The following is a 14,889-nucleotide window of genomic DNA, read 5'->3' as shown; positions in this document are numbered from 1 at the left end:
CGACGAGCCTACGGGGCTCACTCCTCCGTGGGACTCAACGCCACGGACGAGATGAGGGCGGCCATCGCCTTGCCCACCAGCTCGTGGCCCTCCCAGCCCCAATGCATCCCGTCTGGATTTCCTGCGCCGGAACGCACGTGCTCACCGATCACGGCCGGCAGGTCCAGCAACGGCACTCCCGCACGTGAGGCCCAGCCACGCACGGCCGCAGCCGCAGCCGCGTGTCCGTCATGCACAAAGCGATACGTGGGAGCCCGGTGCACCGACGGCACGATCCCCACCGCCGGCATCGTGTACTGGAGGTTGCGCACCGACTGGAGCATGTCCCGCAGGTACCGCGCAGTCAGCGCCGGAGGTAACGCGGTGCGCGCGTAGGGCGCCAACAGCGGTTGGACGTCCCGATAACGCGCCCGCACCCACTTCCGCAACCAGTCAGGCCGCACATAACGCAGCCCCTCGCGCAAGTACGTGGGCAACGGCGACGGCAGCGTGTCCATGCTCCCCACCGCGAACACCAGAACGTCGGTGCGAGGCAGCAACGACCAGATCCGCGGATCCCCGGTCAACGCCCACCAGGCGTCCCGAGCCGTCCACCCGAACCCGGCCGCCAGCTCCGCTGAACCACCCAGCTCAGCGGCACAGATGTTGTGCCACAACCGCGGGTGATCAGCGGGTAACGGCCCGGAAGGCCCGAAGAACGACAGCGAGTCCCCGAGGACGAGCAGTCTCAACGCGTGATGCCCGCGTTGTAGGAGGAGAGCCGCCAACGGCCGTTGCGCCGCGTGAACACCGTCCAGTGGCAGTTGGAGATCCCACCGAGCTGCGACCACGACGGCACCGGCAAGTCCAGCAACCGCCCGGTCAACGCACTGATGAGCCCGCCGTGCGCGCACAGCATCACCGTGCCGGAGAACTCCGCGTCCACCTCGGTCACGACCTCGACGGCCCGAGCGGCCACCTCGACGCGCGACTCACCGTCCGGCGGCGTGTAGGTCGGATCGGTCCGCCACACCGTGATGGCGCCCGGCCACTCCTGCTCCACCTCGGCCGTGGTCAGTCCCTGCCACTTGCCCAGATGGGTTTCGCGCAGCCGCTCGTCGATCCGCAGCGGGATGTCCGTCGATGAGGTGAAAACCCCAGCGGTGTTGCGCGCGCGTTGCAGGTCGGACGCGACCACGATCTCCGGCTCGAACCCGGCGAGCACCGGGACGGCGAACCTGGCCTGGTTCAAGCCGGTCTCGGTGAGCGCCGAGTCCAGATGACCCTGCAGACGACCTGTCGCGTTGTAGTCGGTCTCACCGTGCCGCCACAGCACGAGCCGGCTCAGGGCCATCAGCTACCTCATTCAGCCGTGGACTCGGCGGGGACGTCCGCTTCGAACTCGATGCGCGGGCAGTCCTTCCACAGTCGCTCCAGGCCGTAGAAGCTGCGCTCCTCCGTGTGCTGCACGTGCACCACAACGTCCACGAAGTCCAGCAACACCCAACGGCCCTCGCGAGCCCCTTCGCGGCGCACCGGCTTCGTGCCGGCCTCCCGCAGCTTCTCTTCGATGTTGTCGACGATCGCGCCGACCTGCCGCTCGTTCGGAGCGGACGCGATCACGAACACGTCAGTGATCACGAGCTGGTCGGAGACGTCGAGCACCGTCACGTCGTGCGCCTTCTTGTCGGCCGCTGCGTTCGCCGCGACCAGCGCCAGCCGTCGTGCCTCGTCGGTGGCTGCCACGTCACTCCTCTGACTTCCGGCGAGCGTCGATACGCCCACACGAGTTACTGAGGGTACCGGCGACCGCCAACCGTTACGTCGCACGCGGGCATGAGGAAGGCCACCCCAGCGCCCTGGAGTGGCCTTGAACTGCGTCGAAACTCAGAGCGGGCGGACCTGCTGGGCCTGCGGCCCCTTCTGTCCCTGCCCGACCTCGAACTCGACCTTCTGGTTCTCCTCGAGCGAGCGGAACCCCTTGGACTGGATCTCCGAGTAGTGCACGAAGACGTCAGCCGAGCCGTCGTCGGGGGCGATGAAGCCGAACCCCTTCTCGGCGTTGAACCACTTCACGGTGCCTGTAGCCAAAGCCTTGCCTTTCACCAACCAGCAACAACGCGATGATTGTTGCTCCCCGAGACCGCGGATGCACGCGAAATCCACCCAAAGGTGGTCACGACTCGGAGTACAAGCCGGTTTTGGCGATGTACTGGACCACACCGTCTGGGACCAAATACCAAACCGGCTGGCCCGAAGCGGTCCGCGCGCGGCAGCCGGTGGAGGAGATGGCCATGGCCGGGACCTCGACGAGCGACACGGCTCCTGGCGGCAGGTGATGGTCAATCAGCGTGTAGCCCGGACGGGTGACCCCGATGAAGTGGGCCAGTGCGAACGCGTCTGCGGCGCGCTTCCACGACAGGATCTGCTCCAGCGCGTCGGCGCCGGTGATGAAGAACAGGTCCGCGTCCGGGTACTGCTTCTTCAGGTCCGTGAGCGTGTCCACGGTGTACGTGGGGCCGTCGCGGTCGATGTCCACGCGACTGACCGAGAAGCGGGGGTTGGACGCGGTGGCGATGACCGTCATCAGGTAGCGGTCCTCGGCGGGCGACACCTCGCGCGACGACTTCTGCCAGGGCTGACCCGTCGGCACGAAGATCACGCGGTCCAGGTCGAACCTGGCCTGCACCTCGCTGGCGGCCACGAGGTGGCCGTGGTGGATGGGGTCGAACGTGCCACCCATGACGCCGATGCGCATCAAAACAGCGTAGACGGGCGCGGACCGCTCCCATGGTCCTGCGCCCGTCGTGCTGATCACACCGGACGGCCCAGGGGGAGGACGGGCCGTACGGCGCGCGGCCCACCCCGAAGCAGAGCCGCGCACAGGAGGAACGCATCCGCCTCTCCCCCATTACGCGGCTCGGCCAAAATTTTTCTCACCAGGCGACGACGAGCTTCACAGGGCCCCTGACCAGCGAACCCTTGCGGAACTCGACCGGTTCCGCGAGCCGCAGACCAGGCATCCGGCGCAACAACGTGCCCAGCGCGACCTGCAGCTCCATCCGCGCGAGCTGCGAGCCGAGGCAGAAGTGGATGCCGTGCCCGAACTGCAGGTGCTGGCCGACATCGCGGCTCAGGTCCAGTTCGTCGCTCTTCGGGTACACCGACTCGTCGCGGTTCGCCGACGACACGACCACGAGTACGGCGTCGCCTTCCTTCACGAGCGCGTTGCCGACCTGGACGTCCTCGGTGGCGATGCGCGTGAAGCCGGCACCACTACCCAATGGGATGAACCGCAGCAGCTCCTCGATCGCGTTCGGGAGCGTGTCCGGGTCTTCACGCAGGCGCTTCATGGCGTCCGGGTGCTCGAACAGGGTCACGACGCTGTTGGCGATCATGTTCGCCGTCGTCTCGTGGCCGGCGACGAGCAACGTGATGCCGAACCGGACGAGTTCGTCCTCGCTCAGCCGGTCGTCGTTGTCACGGGCTGCGACGAGCGCGCTCATCAGGTCGTCCGCGGGCTGTTGACGGCGTTTCGCAATGAGGCCGGTGAAGTAGGCGTGCAGTTTGAGCATGCCTTCCATGGCCTCTTCCGGCGTGTAGCCGCCGACCGTGGCCAGCACCTGGTTCGACCACATGCGGAAGTCGGCGCGGTCCTCGAACGGCACCCCCAGCAGCTCGCAGATCACCGTGATCGGGAACGGCATGGTGAAGCCCTCGACCAGGTCGCCGGGGTTGTCCATGCGGTCGAGCAGGTCGTCGGTGATCTGCTGCGCGCGTGGACGCAGCTGTTCGATCCGCCGCACCGTGAACGCCTTGGACACGAGGCGTCGCATGCGTGCGTGGTCTTCGCCGTCGTGGGTGAGGATCGACCCACCGGGCGCGATGAGGGGCTGCATCCTCGGCACGTCCTGGTTGACCGTTCGCGCTCGGCTGAAGCGCGGGTCGCCCAGGACGAACTTCGTCTCTTCGTAGGACGTGACGAGCCAGCCCTCGCCGCCGTACGGGTACGTCACGCGCGTGACGGGCTCTTCACGCCGTAGACGTTCATAGGTCGGATCGAGGGCCAGGCCGTCGGTTTCGGAGAACGGGTAGGTGGGAGCCATGTCTCCGAAGGTAGAGCTACGCCTTCGGGCGCGTGTGACCTTCGCCCCAGACGACCCATTTAGAGGACGTCAGCTCGGATAGGCCCATCGGACCGCGGGCGTGCAGCTTCTGCGTGGAGATGCCGATCTCGGCGCCCATGCCGAACTCGGCACCGTCCGTGAACGCCGTGGAGGCGTTGACGAACACCGCCGCCGCGTCCACTCGCGTCGTGAACTTCCGTGCTGCCGCAACGTCGTTCGTCACGATGGCCTCGCTGTGGCCCGAGCCGTACGTCGCGATGTGCTGCACCGCTTCATCCAGCGAGCCGACGACCTTCGCGGAGATGTCGAGGCTCAGGTACTCGGTGCCCCAGTCGTCGTCGGTCGCCTTCTCGACGTTCGGCTGCTGCGCGAACTCGTCGTCGCCGTGGATGGTCACGCTCTCCTGCTGCAACGCCTTGGTGATGCGCGGGACGAACTCCTTCGCGACGTCCTTGTGCACCAGGAGCGACTCAGCCGCGTTGCACACGCTCGTGCGACGCGTCTTGGCGTTGAGGACGATGGCCTCGGCCATGTCGAGGTCGGCGTGCGCGTCCACGTAGACGTGGCAGTTGCCGACACCGGTCTCGATCGTGGGAACCGTCGCCTGCTCCACCACGGCGTTGATCAAACCCGCGCCACCACGCGGAATCACCAGGTCGACCAGGCCGCGGGCGGTGATGAGGTGCGTGACGGACGCGCGGTCGTGACACGGCAGCAGCTGCACGCAATCGGCCGGCAAGTTCACGCTTTCGAGTGCATCGCGCAGGACTGCGACGAGCGTGGTGTTGGAGTGCTCGGCGGTCGAGGAGCCCCGCAGCAGCGCGGCGTTGCCCGACTTCAGCGCGAGACCGGCGGCGTCGACCGTGACGTTCGGGCGAGCCTCGTAGACCATGCCGACGACGCCCATCGGGACGCGGATCTGCTTGAGCTCCAGCCCGTTCGGGAGGATTCCGCCGTTGAGCACCTGGCCGACCGGATCGGCAAGTCCCGCAACGGTTTCCAGGCCCGTGGCCACGCCGTCGATGCGGGCTTCGGTGAGCGTGAGGCGGTCCAGGATGTTGTCTGGCAGGCCTGCCGCCCTGCCCGCTTCGAGGTCCTTCTTGTTGGCCTCGATGATCTCTGGCGCGCGCTGGCGGAGAGCGGCGGCCATCTCGTGCAGCGCGGCATCCTTGCGCTCACGGGTGGCGAGGACGAGTTCGTCGGCGGCGACGCGGGCGCGGCGGGCTGCTGCGTGCACCTGGTCGCGCAGGTCATCAGTCACGCTGCACAGCTTACGACCTGCGACAATCACAATTGTCAGACCCGCCTGGCAAGCTTGCTCCCCATGGACGACATCGCGTTGCGAGAGCTGGCCGAAGAACGGCTACGGGCACTGGCAGGCCCCGAGGCGGTGCTGCGCGAGGACCAGTGGACCGCGATCCACACCCTCGTGGCTCAGCGCCGCAGAGCTCTCGTCGTCCAGCGCACCGGCTGGGGCAAGTCGGCCGTGTACTTCATCGCGACGGCGTTGCTGCGCCAGCTCGGTGAGGGACCGACGGTCATCGTCTCGCCACTGCTCGCGTTGATGCGCAACCAGGTCGACGCGGCGGCACGGGCAGGCGTGCACGCGGTGACGATCAACTCGGCCAACACCGACGAGTGGGACGCCGTGCAGGAGCAGGTCGCGGCCGGCGACGTCGACGTGCTCCTGGTGAGTCCGGAACGGCTGAACAACCCCGACTTCCGCGACACCGTGCTGCCCTCGCTGACCGCTTCCGCGGGCATGCTCGTGGTCGACGAGGCGCACTGCATCTCGGACTGGGGCCACGACTTCCGGCCGGACTACCGCAGGCTGCGGACGTTGCTGACGGAGCTGCCACCGGGCGTGCCGGTGCTGGCGACGACGGCGACGGCCAACGACCGCGTGGTCCACGACGTCACCGAGCAGCTGGGCCTCGGCGCCGAGGAGGGCACGCTGGTCCTGCGCGGGCCGCTGGACCGCGACAGCCTGCGTCTTTCGGTCGCGCTGCTGCCGACCGCCGAGTCACGCCTCGGGTGGCTCGCGGAGCAGCTCGACCGGCTGCCGGGCTCCGGCATCATCTACACCCTCACGGTCGCGGCGGCGGACGACATCGCGGCGTTCCTGTCGTCACGCGGCTTCCCGGTGGCCGCGTACTCGGGCAAGACCGAGCCTGCCGAACGTGAACGCGCCGAAGAGGACCTGCTGAACAACCGGGTCAAAGCGCTCGTCGCCACCTCCGCACTGGGCATGGGTTTCGACAAGCCGGACCTGGGGTTCGTCGTGCACGTCGGCGCGCCGTCCTCGCCGATCGCCTACTACCAGCAGATCGGCCGGGCGGGCCGCGGCGTCGACCGTGCCGAGGTGATCCTCCTGCCGGGTCACGAGGATCGCGACATCTGGGCGTACTTCGCCTCGCTGGCGTTCCCGGCGGAGGTCGTGGTGCGCCAGGTGCTGTCCGCGCTGGCAGGCGCGAGCAAGCCGTTGTCGACGGCGGCGCTCGAGCCGATGGTCGAGCTGTCCCGGGGCAGGCTCGAGGTCGTGCTGAAGGTGCTGGACGTGGACGGCGCGGTCCGGCGGGTGCGCGGTGGCTGGGAAGCGACCGGGCGCCCGTGGGAGTACGACGGCGATCGGTACGCGCGCATCGCCGAGGCGCGCAGGGCCGAGCAGCAGGTGATGATCGACTACCTGCGGACGTCGTCGTGCCGGATGAAGTTCCTGCAGGACCAGCTGGACGACCCGCACGCGCGCGAGTGCGGTCGTTGCGACAACTGCACTGGCGAGCGGTTGTCGGTCGAGGTGTCGGAAACGGCGGCAGGCGCGGCCCGCGAACGCCTGCTGCGCCCCGGCCTGGACGTGGCGCCGCGCAAGATGTGGCCCACCGGCATGGCCGCGATCGGCGTGTCGTTGTCCGGCAAGATCCCGCCGTCGGAAATCGCGGCGACGGGCCGGGCACTGGGCCGGCTCACCGACATCGGCTGGGGCAACAGGCTCCGCGACCTGCTCGCCGACGGCACCGACCGCGAGATCCCCGAGGACGTCTTCGCGGCCTGCGTGAAGGTGCTGTCGGCGTGGGCCTGGGACGACCGCCCGGTCGGTGTGGTGACGGTCGGTTCCCGCAGGCGCCCGGCTCTGGTCGACAGCTTCGGCCAGCGCATCGCGTCCATCGGCAGGCTGCCGTTCCTCGGCACCGTGTGGCTCGGTGAGTCGACGCACCGAGCCAACAGCGCCCAACGCCTGGCCGGCCTCGTGCGCTCCGGCGAGACACCGGATGTGTCCGGTGTGGATGGTCCGGTGCTGCTGGTGGACGACCACATCGACACCGGCTGGACGATGACGGTGGCGGCTCGGATGCTCAGGAAGGAGGGGGTGCCCGCGGTGCTGCCGTTCGCGCTGGCCGTGACGAACTGACGTACGCGCCTGAGCGACCGCGCATCCGCCCGCTAGACCGAGCGGGACAGCCGGGGCGGCGAACCGCGCCGCGGTGGCCAGACCAGAGTGAACCTGCTGGCAGGGTTCGGCCGAGCCCGGGGTGAGGCACTGCCACTCGGGTCCAACGGTCGGGCGTGCGTGCATCCGACACCAGGGCCCGACAGCACGCGCACGACCGGGGCGGCCAACCGCACGCCGATGGCCAAGCCGGAACGAACCCGCAGGCACGCTCCGGCGGAACACCGAAGCGAGGCGCTGAATTCGGGTTCAACGTGCGACCGACACAGGACTCCGGCAGCACGCGGAACAACCGGGCGGCCACCGCGCCGGGAAGCTAGGCCGGAGTGAACCTGCCGGCAGGTTCGGGCGAGCCCGGAGGTGAGGCACTGCCACCCGCGCCCAACAGTTGGACGCCCGTGCATCCGACACCAGGGCCCGACAGCACGCGCACGACCGGGGCGGCCAACCGCACGCCGATGGCCAAGCCGGAACGAACCCGCAGGCACGCTCCGGCGGAACACCGAAGCGAGGCGCTGCCATTCGAGTTCAACGGCTGGGCGACCGCGCAACCGCCGCTGAGCCCCCGACAGCGCGCGGCACGACCGAGGCGGCGAACCGCACCGCGGAGGCCAGGCCGGCGCGAACCTGCTGGCAAGTTCGAGCGAACCTGGAGGTGAGGCACTGCCACCCACATCCAACGACAGGGGCGAGCGTGCGCCCCGACAGCACGCGGCGCACCGAGCGGCCAATCACACGGCCATGGCCAAGCCGGAACGAACCCGCAGGCACGCTCCGGCGGAACACCGAAGCGAGGCGCTGCCGCTCGCGTCCAACGGTCGGGGCGTGCACCCGACAGCACGCGGCACAACCGGCCTCGCCAGCCGCAGGCCGCTGGCCAGACCGGAGTGAACCCGCAGGCAGGTTCGAGCAAACCCGGAGGTGAGGCACTGCCACTATCGTCCAACGGCTGAGCGATCACGCCGGAAGACCTGGCACGTCGGTGCCGGGCCTGCCGAAGCACGACCCCGAGTTGTCGTGACTTCCGGCGAGCGAGAAACTCCACCGCATGATCCCGCCTGGACCGGCCACGCCTCGCACACGCAGGTCGTGGTTGCGGATGTTCCTCGTCGGACTGGCGCTGTGGGTCGCGACGGTGGTGATCACCTACCTCACCGGCAACGCCAACCTGATTCCGACGATCGTGCTGCTGGGCAGTTTCCTGGTGCCGGCGACGTTCGTGGTGTGGGCGTTCGAGCACAGGCACTCCGGTGAGGTGACCGGGGAGCTCGTGTTCCGGACGTTCGCGGTCGGTGGTGTGCTGGGTGTGCTCGGGGCGTCCTTGCTGGAGACGTACCTGCTGCATCCGTCGCCGTGGCTGTTCGTGGGCGTCGGGCTGATCGAGGAAGCGGTCAAGCTCGGTGCGCTGGCGTTGCTCACGCGGCATCTGGTGCACAAGTCGACACGGGACGGGCTGGTGCTCGGGGCCAGTGTCGGGTTCGGGTTCGCGGCGTTCGAGTCGGCCGGGTACGCGCTGATGGCGACGTTGACCGAGGACGGGCTGTCGTTGATGGACCTGGTCACGACGGAGCTGTTGCGAGGGTTCCTCGCGCCGTTCGGGCACGGGCTGTGGACGGCGATCCTGGGTGGGGTGTTGTTCTCGCGCAGTGTTCGCGAGCACTTCCTGCTCACCGGGCGGCTGCTTTGGGCGTACCTCGGGGTGTCGTTGCTGCACGCGCTGTGGGACTCGATGAACAGCATCGCCGCGGTGATCACGTTGGTGCTGACCGATCAGCCTTGGCAGGAGCAGGCGTTCGAGGCCGGTTACATGCCTCAGCCGACGCCTGTGCAGGTGCAGCTGTTCACGGTCTTCACGTGGCTCGGGCTGGCGTTGATCTCCGTGGTCGGGCTGCTCTGGCTGCTCAGCCTGGTGCGGGCGTCCCGGCGGGAGTTCGCGCCGGTGCGCGGCTATCCGCTGCGCACCGACGCGCGGTGGTGGCCGGGAGGCCGCTAGCAGTTGTGGATGCCTGAGGTTGCGGACGACACCACCAGGTCCACGCCGGGCAGGGTGATGTGGGCGCCGTTGACCTTGAGGCCGCCGGGTGCCGGTACCTGCTCGTTGATCACGATCTTGCCGCCGGGCAGCGGGATCGTGGTGTTGGGTGCGTTGCTGACGGTGATCGGGAGGCCGGCGACGGTCAGCGCGCCGATGGTGACGGTGCCGGTGGCGCCGGCGCAGGTGCTGCGGGAGGTGGCGACGACGTCTCGCAGCGCGATGATGCCGATGCCGACTTCCGTGACCGACGTGCGTGCGGTCGAGGTGCCGGGTGTCAGCGTTGTGACCACCGACGTGCACAGCGCGCGGGCGCCTACGGGCAGGTTCGCGGCGCACGGTGGTGTGGTTGTTGTTGCGCGCGCGACGCGGACTTCGCCCGTGTCCGGTGTCGGTGCCACGGTCAGGCCGAGGGCGTTGCCCGAGAGGCCGAAGCCGCGGCCGGTCATGTGTTGCAGACCTGCCGTGGTGGACGTCTGGCTCGGCTCGTAGAACTGGTCGCCTGCGAAGGTGGCCGTCACGGGCACTGTTGCTGTCGGGTTGAGCGGTTGGTCCACGGACGCGATCGTGCACTCCGCGGTGCCTTGGGCGTCGGTCGTGTCCACACAGGACTGTTCGCCCAGGTTGAGCTGGACGGTGCGGGCGGCTACGGGTGTGCCGTCGTCCTCGGTCAGTTTGGCGGCCAGGCGGGCGGGTTCGGCGTTGGCCACGGTCGCGTCGCCGGTGTAGGTGAGTGCGGTTTCCTCTTTGGTGACCACGAAGTCGGCGCCGGTGTTCGACGGCAGCAGGCCCTTGCTGCCCGCGAACGCCGCGGTCAGCGGGTAGGTGCCCGCCGGCTCGTTCGGCGTGATCGAGCACGATGCCACGCCGGACGCGTTGGTGGTGCCGGTGCAGGTCTCGGTGTTGTTCAGGGTGAAGACCACCGGCTGGTCGCCCACGGGTGCGCCGGTGCCGGTGAGGGTCAGGCGGGCGGAGACCGTTGCCGGGTCGTGGAAGTCACCGGTCAGCGCGCCGGTGTAGGTGAGCGTCGTCGGCTTGCGGGTCACCTCGAACTGGACCTGCGTGCTCGACGGGTGGTGCACCACGTCGCCGCCGTAGCCGATCGCCAACGGGTAGGTGCCCGCGTTCTCGTTCGGGGTGATCGAGCAGGAGGCGACGCCGTTGGCGTTGGTCGTGCCGACGCAGGTTTCGGTGGCGTTGAGGCGGAACACCAGTGCGGCGTTGGGCACCGGGGTGCCCGAGGTCGTGGCGGTGAGGCGGGCGGAGAGTGTCACCGGGTCGCCGGTGAAGCCGGAGGACGGGCCGGTGTAAGTGATCGTCGTGGACTCGACGAGGTAGCTGATGGTCACCGACGGCTCTTCGTCGGTCTCCTCTACGACGAAGTTCGAGACGCCGGCGCCCGCGCGGGCAGAGCCGTTGCCGCCGTCACCGCCGTCGACCGCGATGATCAGCGGGGTCGGCGCCTGGAATCCGGACGCGCCGCCGCCACCGCCGTACCAGCCACCGCCGCCTCCTCCCCCGCCGCCACCGCCGGCGGTCGCGGGGTTGCCGGGTGCGCCGAGTCCGCCGAACCCGAAGGTGCCGGGGAGACCGGGGAAGCCGCCCGGTCCCGGGATGCCGGGCGTGCCGCCGGTGTTGTCGCCGCCGTTGCCTGCGTTGGTTCCCGGAACACAGCCGATGGCGAAGCACCGGCCACCGCCGCCTCCGCCGCCGGGCGCGACGATCAGCCTGCTGCTGAGGCTGTCGCAGGGTGCGGCCGCCGAGCACAGCCGCACGTCGCTCGCCCCACCGCCGGCGCCGCCCGCGAACGGCGTGCCCAAGCCGCCGGGTGCGCCGCCGCCGAAGCCCGGCACGCCGCCGTTCGCGCCGTTTCCGTGGCCGCCGTTCTGGCCGACTGCGACCACCAGCTGCGTGACGCCTGATGGGACGGCGAGGTCCGCGGTGGCTCGGTGGCCACGTCTGCCGCTCGGGGCCGAGCCGTCGCCGCCGTCGGCGCCGTTGCCGCCGCGTCCGCCGATGGCCACCACGCGCAGCTTCGTGACGCCTGCCGGGATCGTGTAGGTCTGTTCGCCGCCGGTCGGGTGGAACGTCCTGGTGACGAGGTGATCGGCGAGTGCCGGTGGTGCGAACACGACGCTCGCGCCCATCAGGCCGATGGTGAGCGCCGTCGCGAGCCTGGCTCGGGACATCCGGGCTGCCTTCCGTGCAGAGGGGCCCCGACCCGGCGAAAGGATCCCGCAACACAGTTCGGGACGTCACGAACTTCACCCGAACGCCAGAGGCAAAGAAGCCGAACGGACGCGCGGACGGCCCACTGGTGCGGTGTGGCACTGTTTGGCCATGACTCCGGACGTCGTGCGGTTCCGGCAGGCCGATCTTCTGTCCGCGCTGCACCGGCGGTTCGGGCCGGTCGTGCGGATGGGCCCGTACACCTACCTGCTCGGGCCGGAGGCGAACCAGTTCGTGTTCGCCAACTCCGAGCTGTTCGAGGTGGAGCGGGCGTTCCAGGTGCTGGTGCCGGTGGACGGGCCCACGTCGTTGATCGTCAGTGACGGCGAGGACCACAAGCGACGGCGGCGGCTCGTGCAGCCCGCGTTGGTGCACCGGCAGATCGCCAACTACGTGCCGGTCATGCGGGCCAACGCCGAAGCGGCGCTCGACGCGTGGCGGCCCGGCGAGACGGTCGACGTCTACCAGGAGTTCCGGCGGGCGATCCGGCGCAGCACGATCCACGCGTTGTTCGGCGAGAAGCTGGCACAGGACGCGGACTTCTTCGGTGCGCACCTGCAGCTGCTGATCAACCTGGTCGACCGCAACCCCGCGGTGGTCACGTGGCTGCGGCGCACGAAGGCTCCGGCCTGGCGCAACGCGATGAGGGCCAGGAGAGCTGTCGACGCGCGGGTCTACCAGGCGATCGAGGAAGCGCGCCGGGGAGCGGCCGAGGACGACCACGTGCTCGCGTCGCTCGTGCGCGAGAAGGACGGGCTGAGCGACCTCGAGGTGCGCGACCAGGTCGTCACGCTGATCGCGGCCGGGTACGAGACGACCAGCGGCGCGATGGCGTGGGCGGTCTTCAACCTGTTGCGGCACAACGGGGTGTGGGAGCGCGCGCAGGAGGACGACGACTATCTGGCCAATGTCGTCAACGAGACGTTGCGGCTGTACCCACCGGCGGTGGTGTCGGCACGGGTTGCGGCGCAACCGTTCGAGTTCGCCGGGAAGAAGATCAAGCAGGGCACGTTTCTGCTGTACAGCCCGTACGTCACGCATCGGCTGGCCGAGGTGTGGCCGGATCCGCTGCGGTTCGACCCGGACCGGTGGGAGCGCAAGCCCGCGCCGCACGAGTTCCTGCCGTTCGGCGGCGGGCCACACCGGTGCATCGGCGCCGGGCTTGCCACGACGGAGCTGACCGTGATGCTGAAAGCGTTGCTGCAGCGGCCGAAACCGGAACTCCTGCCCCAGCGCATCACGCCCACGAGCGTCGCCGCGATGCGCCCCAAGCGCGGACTCAGAATCCGAGCAGCAGGATGATCGTCGAGGCGAGGCAGGCGACGGTGCGCACGTGGTTCCAGAGCGTCCACTTGCGCAGGTACTCGGGCCAGTAGGCGTCGTCGGTCCGTTCGAGGCGGTTGTTCATCGGGACGTTGACGAACATCGTCAGCAGAAAGCATCCGACGATGTAGAGCAGGCCGCCGACGATCCTGCCCTGGAAGACCTCGATGCCGCACAGGACAGCGGTGCCGAGAAAAACCAGCAGGAACAACGGGTTCTGGATGCGGACGTTCATCCGGCGCATGGCACCGCGGGCGTGCTCGGCGGACAGGTCGGCGAGGCCGGGCATGACGGCCGTGGAGAAGGCGAAGAACACGCCGGCCATCAGGCCGGACATGGTGACTGCGATCAGCGTGGTTATCCCCATGACGTCCACTTTGTCGCGTCAACACCGGACTCTCAATGACAGTTCATCGCGCGCGCTTGCTCGTTCGTCCAGACTGATGACATGACGGACGCGTTGGGCGAGGCGCTGCACCTGCTGAGGATGTCCGGCACCTTCTACTGCCGGAACGAACTCACCGAGCCGTGGGGACTGACCATGCCCGACATGGAGGACTGCCTGTGGTTCCACGTGCTGACCAGCGGCCGGTGCGAGGTCGAGGTCGACGGCGCGATCACGGTGCTCGAACCCGGGGACGTCCTCCTCGTGCCCGGCGGCCGGAGCCATCGGCTGTTCAGCGCTCAGGACGCGGCATCACCACTGGTCACAACGCTGCCGCACACGTTCGAAACCGACAACTACGCGATCCTCCGGTACGGCGACGGCGGCGCCGTCACGCACCTCGTGTGTGGCGCGGTCCGCTTCGACCATCCGGCGGCGAAGCACCTCATCACCGTGTTGCCGCATCTGCTGTACGTCCGGCAGGCCGACGACATGCGCGCCACGATCGACCTGATGGCCGCCGAGGCGCGCACCCTGCGCCCCGGCGGCGAAGCGGTGATCACCAGGCTCGCGGACGTGCTGGTGATCCAGACGATCCGCTCGTGGCTCGCCAACGACCCCGCCGCACGCACCGGCTGGCTGGGAGCCTTGCAGGACCAGCAGATCGGGCAGGCGCTCGCGCTGATCCACCGCGATCCCGCGCAGCCGTGGACCGTCGAACGCCTGGCGCACCAGACCGCGATGTCCCGGTCGGCGTTCGCGGCGCGGTTCACCGACCTGGTCGGCGAGCCGGCGATGCGGTACGTGACGCGGTGGCGCATGCACGTGGCGCTCAACCGGTTGCGGGACCGGGACAGCACGGTCAGCGAGATCGCGCGCGGGCTCGGCTACGAGTCGGAAGCGGCGTTCAGCCGGGCGTTCAAGCGGATCGTCGGAGTCTCCCCCGGTCAGGCGCGGGCGGGCTGAAGCAGGTCCCAGCGGTTGCCGTAGAGGTCCTCGAAGACGGCCACGCGGCCGTAGACCTCGTCGCGCGGCGTCTCCAGGAAGCGCACGCCGAACTCGGTCATGCGGGCGTGATCGCGGTCGAAGTCGTCGGTATTGAGGAAGAACCCGACACGGCCGCCGGTCTGGTCACCGACGCGCGCCTTCTCCTCCTCCGACGAGGCCTGCGCCAGCAACAACGACGCTCCACCGCCTGCGGACACCACGACCCAGCGCTTGTCGCCCTGCGGCTCGTCTTCCACCAACGTGAACCCGAGACCGTCCACGTAGAAGCGGATCGCCTCGTCGTAGTCGCGGACCACCAACGTCACCAAACCAAGAGAACGCACGCACAGGAGTATCGACGAGCCAGTTGAGACGTTCA

Annotated in this window: 14 protein-coding genes; 4 read left to right on the top strand and 10 right to left on the bottom strand. The window is 69.1% G+C overall.

The window, feature by feature from the left end; all coding sequences use genetic code 11:
- Positions 1-17 precede the first annotated feature (17 nt).
- The 7 genes from octT to ABFX45_RS25730 form a co-directional block, all read right to left on the bottom strand.
- On the bottom strand, positions 18-731 hold the full coding sequence (octT, locus tag ABFX45_RS25760; protein WP_112228299.1) for a diglucosylglycerate octanoyltransferase: 714 nt from the start codon (positions 729-731) through the stop codon (positions 18-20).
- Complete coding sequence (locus ABFX45_RS25755) at positions 728-1,333, bottom strand: histidine phosphatase family protein (protein ID WP_109642791.1); 606 nt, start codon at positions 1,331-1,333, stop codon at positions 728-730. The genes octT and ABFX45_RS25755 overlap by 4 nt, the downstream gene beginning before the upstream one ends.
- 8 nt (positions 1,334-1,341) lie before the next feature.
- Complete coding sequence (gene rsfS, locus ABFX45_RS25750; RefSeq protein ID WP_109642793.1) at positions 1,342-1,725, bottom strand: ribosome silencing factor; 384 nt, start codon at positions 1,723-1,725, stop codon at positions 1,342-1,344.
- Positions 1,726-1,866: 141 nt separating this feature from the next.
- Positions 1,867-2,070, bottom strand: a complete 204-nt coding sequence (cspE, locus tag ABFX45_RS25745; RefSeq protein ID WP_030468099.1) for a transcription antiterminator/RNA stability regulator CspE — start codon at positions 2,068-2,070, stop codon at positions 1,867-1,869.
- Between the two features lie 85 nt (positions 2,071-2,155).
- Positions 2,156-2,737 (bottom strand): nicotinate-nucleotide adenylyltransferase, encoded by a 582-nt coding sequence (gene nadD / locus ABFX45_RS25740; protein ID WP_346132460.1) that lies wholly within the window; start codon positions 2,735-2,737, stop codon positions 2,156-2,158.
- A gap of 178 nt (positions 2,738-2,915) precedes the next feature.
- On the bottom strand, positions 2,916-4,085 hold the full coding sequence (locus tag ABFX45_RS25735; RefSeq protein WP_109642798.1) for a cytochrome P450: 1,170 nt from the start codon (positions 4,083-4,085) through the stop codon (positions 2,916-2,918).
- A 16-nt stretch (positions 4,086-4,101) separates the two neighbouring features.
- On the bottom strand, positions 4,102-5,367 hold the full coding sequence (locus ABFX45_RS25730; protein WP_233440298.1) for a glutamate-5-semialdehyde dehydrogenase: 1,266 nt from the start codon (positions 5,365-5,367) through the stop codon (positions 4,102-4,104).
- Positions 5,368-5,430: 63 nt separating this feature from the next.
- Between ABFX45_RS25730 and ABFX45_RS25725 the strand changes: the two genes are divergently transcribed.
- Positions 5,431-7,515 (top strand): RecQ family ATP-dependent DNA helicase, encoded by a 2,085-nt coding sequence (locus ABFX45_RS25725; RefSeq protein ID WP_109642802.1) that lies wholly within the window; start codon positions 5,431-5,433, stop codon positions 7,513-7,515.
- Positions 7,516-8,602: 1,087 nt separating this feature from the next.
- Positions 8,603-9,547, top strand: coding sequence for a PrsW family intramembrane metalloprotease (locus ABFX45_RS25720; RefSeq protein WP_346132456.1), 945 nt, complete (start codon positions 8,603-8,605; stop codon positions 9,545-9,547).
- On the opposite strand, the gene ABFX45_RS25715 is transcribed toward ABFX45_RS25720, so the two are convergent.
- A complete protein-coding gene (locus ABFX45_RS25715) occupies positions 9,544-11,775 on the bottom strand; it encodes a choice-of-anchor P family protein (RefSeq protein WP_346132454.1) in 2,232 nt (743 codons plus the stop codon). The two genes, ABFX45_RS25720 and ABFX45_RS25715, sit on opposite strands and share 4 nt — an antisense overlap.
- A 151-nt stretch (positions 11,776-11,926) precedes the next feature.
- Between ABFX45_RS25715 and ABFX45_RS25710 the strand changes: the two genes are divergently transcribed.
- Positions 11,927-13,117: a cytochrome P450 gene (locus ABFX45_RS25710; RefSeq protein WP_109642808.1), complete on the top strand. Its 1,191-nt coding sequence runs from the start codon at positions 11,927-11,929 to the stop codon at positions 13,115-13,117.
- On the opposite strand, the gene ABFX45_RS25705 is transcribed toward ABFX45_RS25710, so the two are convergent.
- A complete protein-coding gene (locus ABFX45_RS25705; RefSeq protein ID WP_346132452.1) occupies positions 13,095-13,505 on the bottom strand; it encodes an anthrone oxygenase family protein in 411 nt (136 codons plus the stop codon). The two genes, ABFX45_RS25710 and ABFX45_RS25705, sit on opposite strands and share 23 nt — an antisense overlap.
- Positions 13,506-13,586: 81 nt before the next feature.
- On the opposite strand from ABFX45_RS25705, the gene ABFX45_RS25700 reads away from it, so the two are divergent.
- A complete protein-coding gene (locus tag ABFX45_RS25700) occupies positions 13,587-14,489 on the top strand; it encodes an AraC family transcriptional regulator (protein ID WP_109642811.1) in 903 nt (300 codons plus the stop codon).
- Here the strand turns inward: ABFX45_RS25700 and ABFX45_RS25695 are convergent.
- Positions 14,471-14,854 carry a VOC family protein gene (locus ABFX45_RS25695; RefSeq protein WP_109642813.1) on the bottom strand — a complete coding sequence of 128 codons (384 nt, stop codon included), beginning with the start codon at positions 14,852-14,854 and terminating at the stop codon, positions 14,471-14,473. The two genes, ABFX45_RS25700 and ABFX45_RS25695, sit on opposite strands and share 19 nt — an antisense overlap.
- Positions 14,855-14,889: the final 35 nt, after the last annotated feature.

Source organism: Lentzea roselyniae (genome assembly GCF_039537795.1).
Taxonomy (GTDB): Bacteria; Actinomycetota; Actinomycetes; order Mycobacteriales; family Pseudonocardiaceae; genus Lentzea; species Lentzea atacamensis.
This window is presented reverse-complemented; position numbering and strand designations above follow the sequence as displayed.